Here is a 17,826-nt window from a genome sequence, read left to right on the forward strand (position 1 = left end):
CCGCAGGGGCAACAGGCCGGAAAGGCGGTGTGGACGTTTAGGGCGTTTTCGGCATACTCGCGGGCATGGTTTCCTCGCGGATCTTGGCCAGCGTGGCGGCACTGCTGCTGGTGCCGTTGGCCGCGTGCAGCACCGGGCCCTCCGAAAAGGACGTTGCGGCGTCCTTCGTGACCGCTGTCGCGTCGGGCGACGTGGCGGGTGCGGCGAATCAGACCGACGCGCCGGAGCAGGCGCGGCAAGCGCTGGAGACCGCTCGGCGCAACCTCGCGCCGACGGCCGCGCACGCGACCGTCCGAGAGGTGACCGAAGACGCCCAGGGGGTGCCGACGGCGCGGTTCGACATGTCCTGGGACTTCGGCGCGGGCAAGGTCTGGAATTACGGGAACGAGTTCAAGCTCGTCGGCCAGGACCAGGGCTGGAAGGTCCGCTGGGCACCGGCGGTGATCCATCCGCAACTGGGCGCCGGGCAGACGTTGTCCTACCAGGAACAGCGGCCCGATCCGGCGCCGGTGCTGGATCGCGACGGAAAGCAGCTCATGGCTCCGGAGCAGCTGATCACCGTGAGCCTGAGCCCGCAGGAGGCCGGTGACGTGCCCGGGGTCGCGGCATCCTTGGCCGGTGCGCTGGGCAGCGTCGATCCCGCCATCACGCGGGAGTCCATTATGGACGGTGCGGCCAAAACGCCTCCGGGGCAGCCGTACGTGGTGGTTACGCTGCGGCAGGGCGACTACGACAAGGTCAGATCCCGGATCTACGACCTGCCGGGCGTCCGGTTCCCGGCGCAAACCCGGTTGATCACCACCGAGCGCGGGTACGGCACGCAGGTGCTCGGGGGCGTGGCCCGCAAGGTCGACGAGCAGGTCGAGGCCAACGCCGGGTGGCGCGTCGTCACGCGCGATGCGACCGGCAACGAGGTCGCGGAGCTGCACGCCGTGGCCGCACGGCCGGTCGCACCGACCAACGTGACACTCGGCGACCGCACGCAGCGAGCCGCCGAGCAGGCGGTGGATCCGGTGCCGCAGGCCGCGATGCTGGTGGCAATGCAGCCGTCCACCGGCGAGGTGCTCGCCGTGGCACAGAACGCCGCCGCCGACGCGCAGGGCCCGGTGGCGTTGTCCGGTCAATACCCGCCTGGTTCGACCTTCAAGACGGTCACCGCGACCGCCGGGCTGGAGGCCGGCAAGGTCGGCATCGATACGCCGGTGGATTGCCCGGGAACGAAGGTGTTCGACGGCCGGGTGCTGCCCAACGACAAGGAGTTCGATCTCGGCCGGGTCCCGTTGCGGACGGCGTTCGCGCGGTCCTGCAACACGTCGTTCGCGCAGCTCGCGGTCGATCTCCCCGGCCAGGCGCTGACCGATGCGGCGCACCGGCTCGGCCTCGGCGTGGACTTCGACATGGCCGGTGCGACCACGATCACCGGCAAGGTGCCGCCCGGTGACAGCACGGTGCTGCGCGCGGAAAACGGCATCGGGCAGGGCACCGTGCTGGCCAGCCCGTTCGGCATGGCGCTGGTGACTTCGTCGATCGCCCGGGGACAGATGCCGGTGCCAACACTGATCCGCGGCACCCAGACCAAGGCCGACGCCGCCCCGCAGCCGCCTTCGCAGCAGTCCCTGGACCAGCTCCGCGCGATGATGCGCGAGGTGGTCACCGGCGGGACGGCGGTCGCGCTGGCCGGTTCCGGCGACGTCCGGGGCAAGACCGGGACCGCGCAGTTCGGTGACGGCACCCACTCGCACGGCTGGTTCGTCGGCTACCGCGGTGACCTGGCGCTCGCGGTGCTGGTGACCGACGCGGGCTCGTCGGGACCGGCCGTCGAGGCGGCGAAGCGGTTCCTGGCGACCACCTGATCGCGTGACGTGTTCGGATGATCACCGAGGGTCAGCATTGTGCTACGTTGTAGCGCATGGAGCGGATCGGCGTCCGCGAGCTGCGGCAGAACGCCAGCAAATACCTGAAGCGGGTCGCCGCCGGGGAGTCAATCCTGGTGACCGATCGCGGTCGGGTCGTCGCGGTACTCAATCCGCCCAAGCGGGACCAAGCCCTTTACGACGAACTCGTCGCCACCGGAGAACTCGTGCCCGGCGACGGCGGCGAGCTCCCCGAACCGTTGCCGGCAGCGCCGACCCCGAATGTGTCCGACCGGCTGCTGCGCAGGCGTGAACAGGAGCGGTTTTGATCTATTTCGATTCCTCCGCGCTGGTCAAACTGATCGCGCCCGAGCCGGAGAGCAGGGCGTTGAGCCAGTGGATCCGCGAGCGCTGGGAGCGCCCCCGCGTCACCAGCGCGTTGTCGAAGGTGGACGTGCTGCGCACGTTCCGTGAGGTCGGCCCGGCCGCCGAAGATCTAGCGTCGATCATCGTGTCGAAGATCGACCAGCTGCCGGTGAAGCAAGACGTGCTGGACGTGGCAACCGAGCTGCGGTGCAACGTCGGGCCGGTGGACGCCATCCACCTCGCGTCCGCCTGCAAGATCAAGGACGGCCTGCATGCTTACGTCTCCTACGACCCGGCATTGCTGGCGGCGGCCGAAGACGCGGGCCTGGCCACCGCATCCCCCGGCGTGAACTGACGGCCGGTCGTTGCTCGTCGGTGTCGTGAGTGGCGTGGTCGCCGTGGCGGGCACCCGCCACTCACGACAGCTCGGGGCAGCGGCGCGGTTACAGTGGGGGCATGCCGGTTCGAGCTCCGTTGAAGCCAGGCGTGCAGACGCCGCGTCGCCCAGTCCCAGCGCACATCGAGCGCCCCGAATACGTCGACAAACCGGCCCCCAAGCGCAACACCGACCCCTACGTGCAGCCGCCCGAGATCATCGAGGCGATGCGGGTGGCGGGCAAGCTCGCCGCGCAGGCCCTGGTCGAGGCGGGCAAGGCGGTGCAGCCCGGCGTCGCCACCGACGAGGTCGACGCGGTGGTGCACGAGTTCTTCTGCGACCACGGGGTCTACCCGTCGACGTTGGGTTACCGGGGCTTTCCGAAGTCGTCCTGCACCTCGCTGAACGAGGTGATCTGCCACGGCATCCCGGATACGACGGTGATCCAGGACGGCGACATCGTCAACGTCGACGTGACCGGCTTCATCGGCGGGGTGCACGGCGACACCAACGCGACGTTCCTGGCGGGAGAGGTTTCCGACGAGGTGCGGCTGCTGGTGGAGCGCACCCACGAGTCGCTGATGCGGGGGATCAAGGCGGCCAAGCCGGGGCGTCAGCTCAACGTGATCGGCCGGGTCATCGAGTCCTATGCCAAGCGGTTCGGCTACGGCGTGGTGCGCGACTTCACCGGGCACGGCATCGGTCGCTCGTTCCACAGCGGACTGGTGATCCTGCACTATGACGAGCCGTCGGTGCAGACCGTCCTGGAACCGGGGATGACCTTCACCATCGAGCCGATGATCACCCTCGGCACCCACGAGTACGACATGTGGGACGACGGCTGGACGGTGACCACCAAGGACAAGAGCTGGACGGCCCAGTTCGAACACACCATCCTGATCACCGAAGAAGGCAACGAAATCCTCACCCTGCCGTAGCCGCCGGCATTCCAGAGTCGTCTTGCGGGGCGGGTTGCGGAGGGGACTGAGCCGGTGCGGTAGGAACGTCGTGTGAACGCACTGCTGGTCGCTGGGACGACGTCGGATGCCGGGAAGAGCGTGGTCACCGCCGGGATCTGTCGTTGGCTGGCGCGCGGCGGCGCTCGGGTCGCGCCGTTCAAGGCGCAGAACATGTCCAACAACTCCGTGGTCACGCCCGATGGCGGCGAGATCGGGCGGGCCCAGGCATTGCAGGCCGCCGCGTGCGGTGTCGAGCCTTCGGTGCGGTTCAATCCGGTGCTGCTCAAGCCCGGTAGCGACCGCAGTTCGCAGGTTGTGGTGCTGGGGCACGTCTCCGGCGAGGTGACCGCGATGTCCTACCGGGCCCGCAAGGCCGCCTTGCTGGACACTGTCGTGTCCACACTGGACGGTCTGCGCGCCGACTACGACTACGTGGTATGTGAGGGTGCCGGGTCGCCGGCCGAGATCAACCTGCGGGCCAACGACATCGCCAACATGGGCCTCGCGCAGGCCGCCGGGCTGCCGGTGCTGGTAGTCGGCGACATCGACCGCGGCGGGGTGTTCGCCCAGCTCTACGGCACCCTCGCGTTGCTGGACGCGGCGGACCAGGCGCTGGTCGCCGGGTTCCTGATCAACAAGTTTCGCGGCGATCCGGCGTTGCTGGAACCGGGCTTGGACCAACTGCGCTCGCTGACCGGCCGCCCGGTGCACGGCGTGCTGCCGTGGGCCGAGGAGCTGTGGCTGGACGCCGAGGACTCGCTGTCCTACGTGGCAGACGGGGTGGTCGGGCGCCCCGCCCCGCCAAGCGGCGGCCAGTGGTTGCGCGTCGCGGTGCCGAGGCTGCCGCGGATCTCCAACGCAACCGATGTGGAGGCGCTGGCCGCCGAACCGGGCGTCGCGGTTCGGTTCGTCACCGAGCCGTCGCGGCTGGCCGATGCGGACCTGGTCGTGCTGCCCGGCTCGAAGTCGACGGTCGCGGACCTGGACTGGCTGCGACGCAGCGGCCTGGCCGAGGCGATCCGGGCGCATGCCCGCGCCGGAATGCCGGTGGCCGGGATCTGCGGCGGTTTCCAGATGCTGACCCGGCACATCAGCGACGAGGTCGAGTCCGGGATGGGCGTGGTCGACGGGCTCGGATTGCTGGACCTGGAGATCGAGTTCGCGCCGAGCAAGATCCTGGCCCGGCCGAGCGGCCGGGCCTTCGGCGAACCCGTTGCGGGCTACGAGATCCACCACGGTGTCGCGGTCCGCCGCGGCGACCTGGCACCGCTGGTGAGTCTGCCCGACGGGAAGGCCGAAGGAGGCGTGGCCGAATCGGTGCTCGGCACCCACTGGCACGGGCTGTTCGAGAACGACGCGTTCCGGCGGGCCTTCCTGCGCTGGGCAGCGGAGCGGGCCGGGCGGGAGGGCTTCGAACCGGCCGCCGACACGGTCTTCGCCGAGGTCCGCGCCGGGCAACTGGACCTGCTCGGGGACCTGGTGGAAAAGCACCTGGACACCGATGCCCTGCGCCGCCTCCTCGACCGGGGCGTGCCCGCCGGTCTTCCACGGCTGCGCCAGGAGCTCGGGTGACCCGCAGTTTCAGTCGAACTGCCGCTACCCGCTTCGGGTTCCCGTGATCGGTGTGGCGCGGGTAACGTCATGTGCATGGCTGCCGAGTTCTCCGTTGATGAAGCCCGCGAGCGGCTGGTGGAGCTGCTCGATCGCGCCGAATCGGGGGAGGAGATCGTGATCACTCGCTTCGGCGCGCCCTCGGTGCGGCTGCAAGCCGCGCCCGCCCGATCCACCGGACGCTTCGCCGCAGGCGTGATCGCGGCGGCATGGGTCGCCCCGGACACGGGCGACGCGTTCGACGTCGGAACGGACTACTGGCCGGACTCCTCGGCCTGAGCATCCGTTTCCGGACGCGCTCCCGTCGCCGAGGGCGAAGATCAAACCGACTTCGGCGACTGCCCTTCCGACCCCATCTGGGCGAGCAGTTCGTCGAGGAACGCGCCCGCTTCCTCGGCGGCTCGGCGCGGCTCGCCATCGCGCACGGCGGCCAGCAGTTCGGTGTGCGAGACGTGCTGCTCCGGCGGGATCGCCGGGTCGAAAGTGGTTGCCACGCTGGAGGCCACCGCCTCGCGGATCCCCTCGTAGAGCGAGATCAACACCGGGTTGTGCGAAGCCGCGACCAGCCGGCGGTGGAACTCGGCATCGGTGGCGACGACCTCCGCGCGGTCCAGGCGTTGCACCGCGGCGTTGCGGTCGGCCAGGCAAACCTCCAGCTCGCGCAGGTCGTCATCGGTTCGCGCCCCGGCGGCCAGCCGCGCGCCCTCCACCTCCAGCGCGCGCCGGACTTCCAGGACTTGGCGCAGCTCGGGGCCGCAGAGCTTGCGCACCGCCCCGGAGATCTCGTTCGTGGCGCGCACGAACGTGCCGTCGCCCTGCCGCACTTCCAGCAGGCCGACGTGCGAGAGCGCACGCACCGCTTCGCGAACGGTGTTGCGTCCGACGCCGAGAGCGGTCACGAGCTCGGCCTCGGGCGGGATCTTCTCGCCCAGCGGCCATTCCCCGGACGACACGAGCTCCCGGATCTGGGTGATGACCTGATCGACCAGCCCGGTCCGTTTGGCGGTGACCAAAGGCACTGACAGGTCCTTTCGTCCAAACATCCTATGTTTGACATACTAGGCCGCGATGTCCATGAGGTCACGATCCCAGCATGTCCCCGACCATGTGGCTGACCAGAATGCCACCCCACCCGCAGCCGATCGCCACCCGGACGCGCTTTCGCTCGAGAACGAGGGCGCAGCCGAGACGGTTCTGCCCAACCGGCACGTAGCCGTCGCCGGTGGTGGGCTGCTGCTGGCCGGGGTTGCGCTGGCAGCGGCGAACATGCGCCCGGCGGTTACCAGCCTGGCGTCCGTGCTCGGTGAAGTTCGTGACTCGCTCGGTGCCTCCAGCACCTGGGCGAGCGTGGTGACCTCGGTGCCCACGCTGTGCTTCGGGCTCGCGGGCATCGGCGCGCCGCTGCTGGCCAGGCGGATGGGCATCAACAAGGTCGTCGGCGGCTCGCTTGCCGTGCTGACCGGCGCGATGCTGCTGCGGGTCGTCAACGGCCCGTGGGCGGTGCTGGGCGGCACCGTCCTGGTCTGCGCCGCGATCGCGATGTGCAACGTGCTGATCCCGGTGGTGGTCAAGGAGTCCTTCCCGACCCGCGTCGGGATGGCCACCGCGCTCTACACCACCGCGATGGCAGCGGGCGGCTCCGCCGGTTCGGCGCTGACGCCCTACCTGAACTCCGCCACCGGCAGCTGGCGATTATCGCTGGCGACCTGGGCGGTGGTGGCGCTGACCGCGCTGTGCGTGTGGTTGCCCGCGACGGCTCGCCGCACTCCGACCCGGCAGGTGGCGGGCCCCGCTTCGAAAGGGCCACGCCGTTCGCTGATGCGCAGCCCGCTGGCGTGGGTGATCACCATTTACTTCGCGCTGCAATCACTGGTCGCCTACGTCGTGATGGGCTGGATGCCCGAGGTGCTCAAAGACGCTGGGATGGACGGCGCGACCGCAGGCATGCTGCTCGGGTTGTTGTTGCTGGTCGGCGTGCCGAGCAACATGATCTTGCCGCCACTGGTGACCAGGACACGCAGCCAGTCCGGCTGGGCCATTGGGTTCGCGGTGCTGACCCTTACCGGTGTGTCCGGGTTGCTGCTGGCACCGATGGCCATGCCGGTGGTGTGGGCGCTGGCGATCGGCGTCGGGATGAGCGGGTTCCCGCTGGCCCTCGTGTTCATCTCGCTGCGCACCGTCAACGCGGCCGACACCGGGGCGCTGTCCGCGATGTCGCAGAGCATCGGCTACCTGATCTCATCCGTCGGGCCGTTCCTTTTCGGCGTGCTGCACGACGTCACCGGTACGTGGTCGGTCTCGCTGTCGGCGATCGTGGTTCTCGTCGCGGTGCAGGCGGTCTTCGGCGTCATCGCGGGCCGCCCGCGCACCATCTAGAGAGAGTGTTTCAAAGGTGGTTTGCTTAGCCGTGCGGGTAGCGGCCCCCTGCGAAAGTTACTGTCGCCGCCTGGTCTCCGGGATTCCCGACTGATGTATGCCCAATACACGGCGCTTGGGCTGTCCTCGCCAGGCGACGTCTGAGCCGTTTGGGACCCTGTTGGGGCGGCGGTGCAAGCTGAGAGTCCCACACCGCAAGCGGCTGACGCCGCTTATAAACGACCATAGTGCCGTTCGCCGGGCGGGCGATTCCGCGCGAAACTGGCGGTCTCGGTGGGGAGCTAGCGCCGATTTCGCGCTCCCACTTACGGGTTTTACACAGACCAGCGCCGGACCACCGGGCAGACCGTTACCAGCGGCAATACCCCCGACCCGACGCCAGTAGGCCAGGAACCCGAAGGTTCCCACCACGCCCGATGATCTGTGTAGGCCACCGCGCAGGCCAGGTCGGTAACGTCGGGCCAGACGTTGCCGAACAGGCCCCTGTAAGTGAGGGAGCTGCAAGTGGCAAGGGTGTTGGGCCGTATCCGGCTGAGCCGGTTTCAAGGGCTGGAAGACGTCACCACGTCGCCGGAACGTCAGAGGCTCGCGATCGAGAAGTGGGCCGACGTGAACGGTCACGAGATCGTTGGTTGGGCTGAGGATCTGGACCTTGGCCGGTCGGTTGACCCGTTGACTGCTCCGGAACTGTCGAAGTAGTTCACCGAGCCTGAGCGGATCGATGCGTGGGACATCGTGGCCGCGTACCGCCTTGACCGTTTGGCTACGGGTTCGATCTACCTGAGCCGAGTGATGTCCTGGTGTCAGGATCACGGCAAGTCGATCGTCTCCACTTCTGAGACCTTCGATCTCAGTTCGGGTCCTGGGCGGATGGTCGCGTTCATCCTGGCTGAGGTTGCCGCTGGTGAGCTTGAGGCGATCCGGGAACGCAACACCAACACGTTCGATTACAACTACTCACAGGGCAAGTACAAGGGCCGCATGACGCCGTACGGCTACAAGGCCGATGGCGACAAGTACGTGGTTGACCACGATGCGAAAGCGATCATCCTGGAAGCTGCGCAGCGGATCATTGATCAGGAGTCGCTACGGTCGGTTCTGATCGATTTGAACAAACGTGGTGTCCCGTCTCCGCGTGATCAGAACAGGGTCAACAACGGAAAAGCACCCAAGGGTGAGCAGTGGAGTAACCAGAGCCTTACCCGGATTCTGTCGTCTGAGACGTTGCTCGGTTACACGCTGCGGCGTGAGGTGATCACCGGTCCGGACGGTAAGCCCATCTGTAACGCCAAGGGGGAGAAGCAGTTCGGCAAGGAGTACGTCGTCAGGGACGAAACCGGAGCACCGGTGAAGCGGGCTGAGGAGATCCTGAGCCGTTCCCGTTTCGACGAACTACAGGAAGCCCTGAGCAAGAAAACCAGGTCAGCTCCGAAGCGCCGGACCACTGAAACCGCGTTGCTACTTCGGGTGCTGTTCTGCCAATGTGGTGAACCGATGTACCGGGTTTTCAACGGGTCCAAGGCGTATTACCGATGCGCCAGCGCCAACAAGGGGCAGGCATGCGGGAACACAACGGTTCGCCTGGAATCGACCAATGAGAACTTCACCCGGATTCTGATGGAGCACTACGGGGACCACGCGATGCAAAAGCGTGTCTACGTCCCAGCGACCAACAACGCTGATGAACTCGCGTCGATCGAAGCAGAGATCGAGAACATTGCTGAGATGGTCATGTCCCCAGCGTTCCGGGGCAAGACCAGGGACAAGTTGAACCAGCGTCTTGAAGCCCTGGACGCTCGCAGGACTGAGCTTGAAGGTCAAGCGGTGCAGCTTGCCGGGTACCGGATGGAACCGACCGGGGAGACGTTCTCTGCGCACTTCGAAGCGTTTGACGCTGACCAGCGGAACGCGTTCCTGCGTAATGCCAAGGTTCGGGTCATATGGGACGATTCTACGTTCGTCGCTGTGCTGGGTGCCGGTTCGATCCTGAACCTGATCAACCCTGGCGCTATCCCCGTTGTCGCCGACGACGGTTACCGGCTCAGCGCTGCGGAAGCAGACGTGCTGATGGAACACTTGGGAGAGACCGAGTGAACGAGGAACTAGAAACGCTGAGCATTGCGGAAGCAGCCGCAGAATGTGGCATGGACGTTGACGAATTCCTCACCACCATGACCTTGGTTGGCAAAATGAACCCGGTCGGTGAAGACGGTTACGAACCTGTCGGTTCAGGTTGGGTCCGGGTGGAGAACCCCAAGGAATGCCGGACCCTGATCAACCGTCCGTGTTGGGTCCAGGCGTGGATAGATCACAACGGGTTGACCGTGAAACGGTCCGGCCTGGTTCCCGAGGATGACCCGGTTCTTGCTCCGGTTCGTGAGTTCCTTGCCGACAACCGGACCGAGCTAGTCAGCTCCGAGGAAACCGAAGATGACCGTTGGATGTGGTCCTTGATCACTACGGTTTACCGGGTGCTGTAAACGCTCAGAGCCCCTGTGTGGCTCCGGGACCGTAGGGGCACCCCCCGACCGAACTACCCGGACAACCATTCAGCCGCTCAGCAACCAAGCTGGGCGGCTTTTTGGTGCCCTGCTCCCTGTGCTTGCGATGTTCACAACGCAGCCCAGAAGGCCGGTAAACGGTCCTGAAAGCCACGTAGACGAACTTTTCCTGTCCCTGGTCTCTTATGAAGGGGTTAACCGGCTGGCCACTTCGTGACCAGCCGCTACAGTGGACCTAACGGTTAACCCGTTGACCAGCGGAAACGCTGGTCTTGGCTACTCCATTAGAGTGGTCTTCATCACAAATCTAGTGGTCCATATTCGGGTTTGGCTCCAAGAACACCTCTTAACAAGGGGAAGGAGAAAAACGGAGCCCCAAGCGGAGTTTTTCGACCGACCTATGACCACTAACAAACAACCTTGGCGGTCTTCGTCGCAAGAGCACCTTCAACGGTGCGGATTTACGAAGTGTGACCACTATCTTTATTATGAAGGGACAAACAGCCGCCGAAAGCGGCTGATTCTTATTTGGTTTTGAAACTCAACCAACCTGAGAGTTGGTTGATGATCTCCTATTCCGTTGTGTCGGTTCCCTCTCTCCGGCTGACATAACGGTTAGTTGAGATCCTGTAGGAAGCCAGGTTTACGGTGGCCTGGATTCCTCTGGTCTTCCCCCGTGGTGGCTTTGTCTCCGGAGTGTCGCCGGTCACCACGGGGGTTTTTCATGTGCCCTTTAAACTCAGACAGATTGAGGTGAACAAACCATGAGCAGTAACTACCGTAGTCCTGGTGATCCGAGGCTGTTTGCCTCGGCTCTATGGGAATACAAGAACGCCAATGAACTAACCCAACTCGAACTAGCCAATGAGCTGGGCGAGTCCGAAGGTGCGATTAACGCCTACCTGCATGCAGCGTATCCGCCTAGCGCCGGTCGGTTGTTCGCGATTTGCCGGAAGATCGGCGTAGATGTCCGAACCGTTCTTATTGAAGAGTGGGAGCCTTTGGGATGACAGAGGTACAGCATCAGCTAGCCCTGTTCCGTGAACTGATCCAGGTTCACAAAGAGATCATGCTGCTACTGATTGCAGCTATCGAGCAAACGAGGGGGGAACAGAATGCCTCGCAGGAACTCTAACGCTGCTTGGCCAAGGCCACGGACACCTGTGGTTATCACCAACAAGAAAACCAACAAGCACAAGTGACACCGTTCTTTATACCCGACTACTGCTGTCGGAAGACGTACCGGAAAACCGGACGAAAACGAAACACCCGGTTTCACGAATCCACCTGGAAACGCCAAGATGGGAAATGCAAGCTCTCTCGAAAGGACTTTGGCCGATGACTAACCCACTCGCTACTCAGACTCTCTCGCCGATCAACTCGGCGGTTAACCAACTGACCAATGCCGGTATCAAGGTGCCTGCCGACCTGGTCCAGGCCCGTGACGTTGCCATGCGCACGCTGCGCCCGGTGCCTGCTAGTACTCCAGCTGGATTTCGTGATCTTGTCTGGTCAGACGGGGCGTCGAGACGGGTGCGGCCACCAGTGATCATCGGGTGTTGTGTGGACAAACGAAGATCACGTGGTGGCCGCAGGTCACAGGGTAGACCCTGCGGTGTGGCGGGAGTCGTTCGAGTCGTTGATGGCGGGGGTGGCGGGGCGGTTCACGCGGGTGGAGCTGCGTCGACGGGTGCGGGCGTTCGTGCTCGGGTTGTTGTCGGACCTGCCTCGTAAGAACTGCTGGGGCATTGCCGAGCACGCCGGTGATGTCACTCCGGATGGCATGCAGCATCTGCTGTCGCGGGCGGTGTGGGATGCCGATGCCGTGCGTGATGACATCCGCCGGATCGCGGTCCAGCGTTTGGGAACCAGCGAGGCGATGCTGGTGGTCGATGAGACCGGTGACCTGAAGAAGGGCACGAAAACCGTTGGTGTGCAACGTCAATACGCCGGTACGGCGGGGCGGATCGAGAACGCGCAGGTGGGGGTGTTCGTCACGTATGCGTCCACGGCCGGGCACACGTTGGTCGACCGGGAGCTCTACCTACCGCAGAGCTGGACCGGTGATCCTGCCAGGTGCGCCGCGGCCGGGGTTCCGGCCGGCACCACGTTCGCCACGAAACCGCAGCTGGCTACACGAATGATCGGCCGTGCGCTGGATGCCGGGGTCGCCGCCCGCTGGGTGGCCGGTGACGAGGTCTATGGCGCCGATCCCCGGCTGCGCGCCGAACTGGAGGCCCGCGAGGTGGGTTATGTGCTCGCCGTCGCCTGCGATGCGCCGATCACCACAGCGGCGGGAACGTTGCGGGCCGATGCCGTGGCCGGAATGGTGCCGAGCAGGGCGTGGCAACGCATTTCATGCGGAACCGGCGCGAAGGGACACCGGTACTACGACTGGGCCTGGGTTGATATCCACGCCCCTGATCCGGGCGGACACCGGTGGTTGCTCCTCCGCCGTCACCGGCGCACCGGCGAGCTGGCCTTCTACCGCTGCCATCACCCGCACCCGGTTTCCCTGGACACGTTGGTGCGCGTGGCGGGCCGACGCTGGACGATCGAGCAGTCGTTTCAGACTGCGAAGGGCCAAACCGGGCTGGACCAGCACCAGGTCCGCACCTGGACCTCCTGGTACCGGTGGATAACCCTCGTGCTGCTCGCACACCTGTTCCTGGCCATCCTCACCGCCACCGCAAGAGTCGGTCCCGCCGGGATGATCCCGTTGACACTCAACGAAATCCGGCACCTGTTCAATGCACTGATCATCGAACCGGCACGATCCACCATCAACCATCTGCAGTGGTCCCACTGGCGACGACGGCACCAATACCGCGCCCGACAAGCCCACTACCAGCGACAACAACGGCATGAACCATGACGATCAAGATCTACGACTGGAGTACTAATTCTCTCACTTCCGTCTGATCGTCCCGGTACGATCTCCGCTAACTTGGGAGGTGTACTGGGGTGCAATCAGTCGGCTATTGGGAAGCCTGGTCGTTGTGGTGGTCCGGCACAAAGTTGGAAGACTTCGCTATGTGGGGACTTCCGATGCTGTGGTGGGCACGTATCGGGAAGTGCCTTCAGTTTGCCGGTACGGCAATTGTAATTCTCGACCTTGTAGGGCCTGAACGCCTACGAGCTCTGAGAAACAAGGGTGATAAATACGCAGAGAAGGCTAGGCGTTACGTGAGGAATCTCGATGAGTCTAGTTACGGGTATCCCGAGGGGGCGACGCCAGGGGAACGCCAATTGATTGCAGAGCGCCGCGCGAAGATCGACTATTACTACAACAGGTATTTTATAATCTTCTTTTGTTACGTTGTTCCGACGGTAGGTGTACTATACGTTGGTGGAAAATATTTCAATGAACTGGTTTCCGGCTATCCGGATTGGCTCATTCATATTGCAGGATGGCTGTTCCTGTTAGTGGTCGCAATACTGATTCTTTGGGTGATATTTGGGGCAACTCTGTATCTTCCTGTCTTAATACTCAGAGTGCCTTCGGTAGTCTCTGAGTGGTTATTTGGAGCGGGAAAAAAGCAGGGTCATCCGATTAGGGTCGCAGCTTTCCTTGCAATTGTGGTCGGCTTCCACTTGGACTTGCTTGGATCGTAGGAAAAACAAAACCCCTCCCATGTGGGAGGGGTTACAGCTAGGTTCGTGTGGTCCTTTGTTGTCTGACTAATTCACATACGCTTGCTACATTTGGTACACCTCCAGATGCCATCAGCGTCGGGTTGGTAAGTGTGGTCACATGCCATGATTTACTGCCCTCCCAGCGCGGTCGTGTACATTGACTAGCGTCGGGTTGTTCCTCACCCACGTATTGACCGCGTTGACGAAATATCGATCCTCGGACCAATAACTTGGGTTAACCGGGATCGTGGCTAGCCACGTGTGCTTATCGTCGTGAGGGTTTTCGCCGGGCCGGTCCTGGATTTCGTATGTCCGTGGTGCTTTGATGATGACGAACGATTTACCTTCGCAGACGTACCCGCGCTTCACTGCGATGTGGGATTCCCCTTGAATCCATCGGAATGTGCAGCCATAGTCGTAGTGGCGGCTGATTGGCTTCTGTGGCATCAGTCGGATTCCCGGAGTAGTTCGGCCAGCGTCGTTAGCGCGTCTGCCAGCTTTTCCCGTTCGAGTTGGGAAACCCTGCCGCTGGGCAGGGGAGCCTAGTTATTCGTCAGGCTCGCAGACGGTGACAACGGCCGTATTAGAGTCGGCTGTGGCAGCTTTTCAGGCAGGAAGCACTCATTCGCCGGTACTTCGATACCGATAGGCGCATCAGGGTGTCCTGGTGCTGGAAGTGCAAGAATCGCCCGGAGAGTCCACAACGGGTTAGCGTGATACTGGTAGGTCACGTTCTGCGGGTTAAAGACTCCGGTATCGTCCAGCGTAGGAACCCTGTAGGCGGTCGCCTGGTGCTCACTGCGAAGAATGAACACATCAGCGCACGTCTGGTGCTTGAACATCGCTGCCATGATCTGAGGGCCTTCCTCAGGTCCCCAGCGGATCAGTGTCCAATGCCGTCTACGTAGCTCGCAGAGAAGGTCTTTCAGTTCGAGAGCGAATTCCCGTTCCGGGGCGGTCAGTGTCGCCATAGCCTTAACGGTAAAAGGCGACAGTACGCGCAGGCGAGTTTTAGTCTTGTGCTCGCATAAATTCGTCGGCGGCCGATTCGAAAATGCTTCTCGCGTCATCGCCGGATGCGGCACGTTCACGGAAGTGCTCGAACAGATTGAGGTGATACGTGATATCGCGGTAGTCGCGTAGCGCTACCTCTCCCGCGAAAATCTCGGTAAGCACTAGTCGATCGTCGTAGACGACGAACACGTTTAGCGGCGAGGCATTCACTAATGCTGTGTTAGGGAGGATCGCTAGGTCTACGTTTGGCCGCTGGGAGACATCTACCATGTGCCGTAGCTGTTCGACCATGACGCTAGCTGATGCACGCTTGAGCCTTACGGCTTGCTCGGTGAGGAGGAAGTAGAACCGGCGAGATCCGTTGTTGAGCGTGCCTTGGCTATCTAGCCTCGCCTGTGCGGCGCGGTCAATGTCCCGAGCTGGCCTGCCTTCGACTCCGGGTGTGAGTACAGCACGCGCGTAGTCGCGTGTTTGGATTAGCCCGGAGGGGATAGCGGGTAAGAACTGGCGGATAACCGAGGCTGATTCTGTGAGTGCTTTGATCTCCGCTTGGCTGCGCCAGATCCCCAGCCTGGCGGATGACCGTAGCGACGTGTATTCGACGTTTGCTGAACGAGTGAGCGAAAGAAGTTCTTCCCTAGCATCAGGCGGCACGTCTAGCGCCGTCATGATGCGCTCTACGTCAGCGACGGACGGGAGAGTCCTACCGGATTCAATCCGGCTGATTTTCGACTGAGACATAGCAGCACGAACGGCCAGCCTCTCCCCAGAGAGCCCGGCCGCTTTGCGTAGCTGCCTCAGCGTGTCCGCAAGGTTCTTGCGTTGCTGCTGTTCTGTGTCAGGTTCGAGCATTCCACTCGCTAAAGCTCACAGCGTGCGCTAGCGCTGTGGCCTGCCATTTGAGGTACTGGGTGAGGTCCGGATTTTCCCGCTGGTCGATGTTGAGCAGTGTTCCGTCAGGGTTGAAATTCAGGTCAACCACCAATGATTCATCGAACAACCAGAAATCGTGTGAAGGCAGATCGAGATCAAGGTCCGTCAGGTCCAAGATCCTGATGTCTTCCCCGGCCGCGATGTTGCCGGGGATGCCCCAGGCCAGTTGGTACCGCTGGTACTCGGTCAACGGCTGCCGAACGGTTCGGACACGTCCAATGGTTCGTCCAGAGGTCACGATCTCTCGGACGGTCTCATGCCAACCCGCGTTGTGGCCCTCGGGTTTCGACTCCCCTGCGCGCCAGCGGCGCAGGTTCTCTTGCTCCCTCGGCATGGTGTAGGTCGGTTGGCACTCGAACCGCCATGCGGACCGCTGGCAGTTGTCGAACCGGTCGCCGAACTGCTCGCCGGTCAAAATCACTTCAGTGTCTCCCTGAGCCGTTGAACGACGTCCGCGCTTACCCCGGACTCGACTAGCGCCGAAACCGCATTGAGGATGATCTCAGGGGGTAGTTCGACGGCCGTCTCACCCTCTCCGAGTGTCAGGCCCTCAGCGCTGGTCACGTGGTCGCCCTGGACTACGGCCGTACCTCGGTCTGAGACGTACACGGTGGGGCATGTCTTGTCATCGCAACCGGACACCTTGCGTAGCTTCATGGTCACAGCGTTAGCGATCAGGCAGGGAGGATCAAGCTTCTCCCAGGGTCTAGTCGCGATCTCGCATAACTTGCCCCTGGTCGTACTAGACGCACAGCTGCCCCGGATGGTGTGTAAAACCGGTAACCGTGTACGCGAAATCGCCGCAGCTCCCCAGGACTGCGGCTCAGACTAGGCCGAGTCGCAGCATCGCGTCGGCGACGTTGGTGAAACCCGCGATGTTCGCGCCGGCGACATAGTTGCCGGGCAACCCGTACTCGGCTGCCGTGGCATAGCAGCGGGCGTGCACGTCCTTCATGATCTCTTCGAGCCGCTGCTCGGTGAACTCGAAGCTCCAGCTGTCGCGGGATGCGTTCTGCTGCATCTCCAGCGCGGAGGTCGCCACGCCACCGGCGTTGGCCGCTTTGCCGGGGCCGAACGCGACACCGGCCTCCTGGAAGCTGCGCACCGCGTCCGGTGTGGTCGGCATGTTCGCGCCCTCGCCAACGGCGATGCAGCCATTGGCGATCAGAGCGGCCGCGTCGGCGCCGGTGAGCTCGTTCTGGGTTGCCGAGGGTAACGCCACGTCGCACGGCACTTCCCAGATGCTGCGTGCCGCAATGAATTTCGCGCCCGGACGGCGCCCGGGGTAGACGCCGATACGAGCTCGCTCGACTTCCTTGATCTGCTTGATGAGTTCGACGTCGATGCCCTGCTCGTCGAAGACGTAGCCGGAGGAATCCGAGCAAGCCACCACGGTGCCGCCGAGCTGATGCACCTTCTCCATCGTGTAGATGGCCACGTTGCCCGACCCCGAGACCACGACCTGCTTGCCGTCGAACGACTGGCCGCGGGCGGCGAGCATTTCCTGCACGAAGAACGCACAGCCGTAGCCGGTGGCCTCGGTGCGCACGCGGGCGCCGCCGAACGACAAGTGCTTGCCGGTCAGCACGCCCGATTCGTAGCGGTTGGTGATCCGCTTGTACTGGCCGAACAGGTAGCCGATCTCGCGACCGCCGACGCCGATGTCACCGGCCGGCACGTCGGTGTACTCGCCGACGTGCCGGTGCAGCTCGGTCATGAAGCTCTGGCAGAACCGCATGATCTCCCGGTCGGAGCGGCCCTTCGGGTCGAAATCCGCGCCGCCCTTGCCGCCGCCGATGGGCAGCCCGGTGAGCGCGTTTTTGAAGATCTGCTCGAAGCCGAGGAACTTCACGATGCCCTGGTAGACCGACGGGTGGAAGCGCAGGCCGCCCTTGTAGGGACCGAGCGCGCTGTTGAACTCGACCCGGAAGCCGCGATTGATGTGCACCTCGCCGCGGTCGTCCTCCCACGGCACGCGGAAGACGATCTGCCGTTCCGGCTCGCAGATCCGCTCGATGATCTTCTGCTCGGCGTACTCGGGGTGCTTGTCCACCGCCGGGCCGATGCTCTCCAGCACTTCCCGAACCGCCTGGTGGAACTCGTCTTCGCCGCGGTTGCGCCTGACCACGTTCTCGTAGACCGGTTCGAGGCGTTCGTGGAGCACTATCAAACTCCCTTGTTCGATGGCGTCGCGAATTGAC

General features: G+C 63.7%; 19 protein-coding genes. 13 read left to right on the forward strand and 6 right to left on the reverse strand.

Annotated elements, in window-relative coordinates:
• Window positions 1-65: 65 nt before the first annotated feature.
• The 6 genes from BJ970_RS15215 to BJ970_RS15240 all read left to right on the forward strand — a co-directional run bounded on the left by BJ970_RS15215 (window position 66) and on the right by BJ970_RS15240 (window position 5,444).
• On the forward strand, window positions 66-1,853 hold the full coding sequence (locus BJ970_RS15215; RefSeq protein WP_184726870.1) for a penicillin-binding transpeptidase domain-containing protein: 1,788 nt from the start codon (window positions 66-68) through the stop codon (window positions 1,851-1,853).
• A 56-nt stretch (window positions 1,854-1,909) separates the two neighbouring features.
• The gene (locus BJ970_RS15220) at window positions 1,910-2,182 is read left to right on the forward strand and encodes a type II toxin-antitoxin system Phd/YefM family antitoxin (protein ID WP_184726871.1); all 273 of its coding nucleotides are present in this window, start codon (window positions 1,910-1,912) and stop codon (window positions 2,180-2,182) included.
• The gene (locus BJ970_RS15225; RefSeq protein WP_184726872.1) at window positions 2,179-2,574 is read left to right on the forward strand and encodes a type II toxin-antitoxin system VapC family toxin; all 396 of its coding nucleotides are present in this window, start codon (window positions 2,179-2,181) and stop codon (window positions 2,572-2,574) included. Before BJ970_RS15220 ends, BJ970_RS15225 begins: the two co-directional genes overlap by 4 nt.
• 101 nt (window positions 2,575-2,675) lie before the next feature.
• Window positions 2,676-3,533, forward strand: a complete 858-nt coding sequence (gene map, locus BJ970_RS15230; RefSeq protein WP_184726873.1) for a type I methionyl aminopeptidase — start codon at window positions 2,676-2,678, stop codon at window positions 3,531-3,533.
• Window positions 3,534-3,605: 72 nt separating this feature from the next.
• Window positions 3,606-5,126, forward strand: a complete 1,521-nt coding sequence (locus BJ970_RS15235; RefSeq protein WP_184726874.1) for a cobyric acid synthase — start codon at window positions 3,606-3,608, stop codon at window positions 5,124-5,126.
• A gap of 75 nt (window positions 5,127-5,201) precedes the next feature.
• On the forward strand, window positions 5,202-5,444 hold the full coding sequence (locus tag BJ970_RS15240) for a type II toxin-antitoxin system Phd/YefM family antitoxin (protein ID WP_184726875.1): 243 nt from the start codon (window positions 5,202-5,204) through the stop codon (window positions 5,442-5,444).
• Between the two features lie 41 nt (window positions 5,445-5,485).
• On the opposite strand, the gene BJ970_RS15245 is transcribed toward BJ970_RS15240, so the two are convergent.
• Window positions 5,486-6,184, reverse strand: a complete 699-nt coding sequence (locus tag BJ970_RS15245; protein ID WP_312864257.1) for a FadR/GntR family transcriptional regulator — start codon at window positions 6,182-6,184, stop codon at window positions 5,486-5,488.
• 88 nt (window positions 6,185-6,272) lie between these two features.
• Between BJ970_RS15245 and BJ970_RS15250 the strand changes: the two genes are divergently transcribed.
• The 7 genes from BJ970_RS15250 to BJ970_RS15280 all read left to right on the forward strand — a co-directional run bounded on the left by BJ970_RS15250 (window position 6,273) and on the right by BJ970_RS15280 (window position 13,657).
• The gene (locus BJ970_RS15250) at window positions 6,273-7,541 is read left to right on the forward strand and encodes a CynX/NimT family MFS transporter (protein ID WP_312864258.1); all 1,269 of its coding nucleotides are present in this window, start codon (window positions 6,273-6,275) and stop codon (window positions 7,539-7,541) included.
• 504 nt (window positions 7,542-8,045) lie between these two features.
• On the forward strand, window positions 8,046-8,240 hold the full coding sequence (locus BJ970_RS15255; RefSeq protein ID WP_184726878.1) for a recombinase family protein: 195 nt from the start codon (window positions 8,046-8,048) through the stop codon (window positions 8,238-8,240).
• 36 nt (window positions 8,241-8,276) lie between these two features.
• Window positions 8,277-9,635 (forward strand): recombinase family protein, encoded by a 1,359-nt coding sequence (locus BJ970_RS15260; protein ID WP_184726879.1) that lies wholly within the window; start codon window positions 8,277-8,279, stop codon window positions 9,633-9,635.
• Window positions 9,632-10,021, forward strand: a complete 390-nt coding sequence (locus BJ970_RS15265) for a hypothetical protein (protein WP_184726880.1) — start codon at window positions 9,632-9,634, stop codon at window positions 10,019-10,021. Before BJ970_RS15260 ends, BJ970_RS15265 begins: the two co-directional genes overlap by 4 nt.
• Before the next feature lie 785 nt (window positions 10,022-10,806).
• Window positions 10,807-11,052 (forward strand): helix-turn-helix domain-containing protein, encoded by a 246-nt coding sequence (locus BJ970_RS15270; RefSeq protein ID WP_184726881.1) that lies wholly within the window; start codon window positions 10,807-10,809, stop codon window positions 11,050-11,052.
• A gap of 632 nt (window positions 11,053-11,684) precedes the next feature.
• Entirely contained in the window at window positions 11,685-12,917 is a 1,233-nt protein-coding gene (locus BJ970_RS15275) for an IS701 family transposase (protein WP_184729114.1), read from the forward strand.
• An 89-nt stretch (window positions 12,918-13,006) separates the two neighbouring features.
• Window positions 13,007-13,657: a hypothetical protein gene (locus BJ970_RS15280; protein ID WP_184726882.1), complete on the forward strand. Its 651-nt coding sequence runs from the start codon at window positions 13,007-13,009 to the stop codon at window positions 13,655-13,657.
• 563 nt (window positions 13,658-14,220) lie between these two features.
• Here BJ970_RS15280 and BJ970_RS15285 read toward each other — a convergent pair.
• The 5 genes from BJ970_RS15285 to gdhA all read right to left on the reverse strand — a co-directional run bounded on the left by BJ970_RS15285 (window position 14,221) and on the right by gdhA (window position 17,792).
• On the reverse strand, window positions 14,221-14,649 hold the full coding sequence (locus tag BJ970_RS15285; RefSeq protein WP_184726883.1) for a hypothetical protein: 429 nt from the start codon (window positions 14,647-14,649) through the stop codon (window positions 14,221-14,223).
• 40 nt (window positions 14,650-14,689) lie between these two features.
• The gene (locus BJ970_RS15290) at window positions 14,690-15,544 is read right to left on the reverse strand and encodes a helix-turn-helix domain-containing protein (RefSeq protein WP_184726884.1); all 855 of its coding nucleotides are present in this window, start codon (window positions 15,542-15,544) and stop codon (window positions 14,690-14,692) included.
• The gene (locus BJ970_RS15295; protein WP_184726885.1) at window positions 15,531-16,046 is read right to left on the reverse strand and encodes a DUF6879 family protein; all 516 of its coding nucleotides are present in this window, start codon (window positions 16,044-16,046) and stop codon (window positions 15,531-15,533) included. The genes BJ970_RS15290 and BJ970_RS15295 overlap by 14 nt, the downstream gene beginning before the upstream one ends.
• Window positions 16,043-16,282: a hypothetical protein gene (locus BJ970_RS15300; protein ID WP_221467171.1), complete on the reverse strand. Its 240-nt coding sequence runs from the start codon at window positions 16,280-16,282 to the stop codon at window positions 16,043-16,045. Before BJ970_RS15300 ends, BJ970_RS15295 begins: the two co-directional genes overlap by 4 nt.
• 166 nt (window positions 16,283-16,448) lie before the next feature.
• The gene (gene gdhA / locus BJ970_RS15305) at window positions 16,449-17,792 is read right to left on the reverse strand and encodes an NADP-specific glutamate dehydrogenase (protein ID WP_184729115.1); all 1,344 of its coding nucleotides are present in this window, start codon (window positions 17,790-17,792) and stop codon (window positions 16,449-16,451) included.
• Window positions 17,793-17,826: the final 34 nt, after the last annotated feature.

The organism is Saccharopolyspora phatthalungensis (genome assembly GCF_014203395.1).
GTDB classification, from domain to species: domain Bacteria; phylum Actinomycetota; class Actinomycetes; order Mycobacteriales; family Pseudonocardiaceae; genus Saccharopolyspora; species Saccharopolyspora phatthalungensis.

What these genes read in the sequence shown, in the direction of transcription:
- BJ970_RS15290 (WP_184726884.1), bottom strand. Translation starts at nt 15,544, where the DNA reads ATGCTCGAACCTGACACAGAACAGCAGCAACGCAAGAACCTTGCGGAC.
- BJ970_RS15300 (WP_221467171.1), bottom strand. Translation starts at nt 16,282, where the DNA reads ATGAAGCTACGCAAGGTGTCCGGTTGCGATGACAAGACATGCCCCACC.
- BJ970_RS15285 (WP_184726883.1), bottom strand. Translation starts at nt 14,649, where the DNA reads ATGGCGACACTGACCGCCCCGGAACGGGAATTCGCTCTCGAACTGAAA.
- BJ970_RS15215 (WP_184726870.1), top strand. Translation starts at nt 66, where the DNA reads ATGGTTTCCTCGCGGATCTTGGCCAGCGTGGCGGCACTGCTGCTGGTG.
- BJ970_RS15270 (WP_184726881.1), top strand. Translation starts at nt 10,807, where the DNA reads ATGAGCAGTAACTACCGTAGTCCTGGTGATCCGAGGCTGTTTGCCTCG.
- map (WP_184726873.1), top strand. Translation starts at nt 2,676, where the DNA reads ATGCCGGTTCGAGCTCCGTTGAAGCCAGGCGTGCAGACGCCGCGTCGC.
- BJ970_RS15275 (WP_184729114.1), top strand. Translation starts at nt 11,685, where the DNA reads ATGGCGGGGGTGGCGGGGCGGTTCACGCGGGTGGAGCTGCGTCGACGG.
- BJ970_RS15240 (WP_184726875.1), top strand. Translation starts at nt 5,202, where the DNA reads ATGGCTGCCGAGTTCTCCGTTGATGAAGCCCGCGAGCGGCTGGTGGAG.
- BJ970_RS15220 (WP_184726871.1), top strand. Translation starts at nt 1,910, where the DNA reads ATGGAGCGGATCGGCGTCCGCGAGCTGCGGCAGAACGCCAGCAAATAC.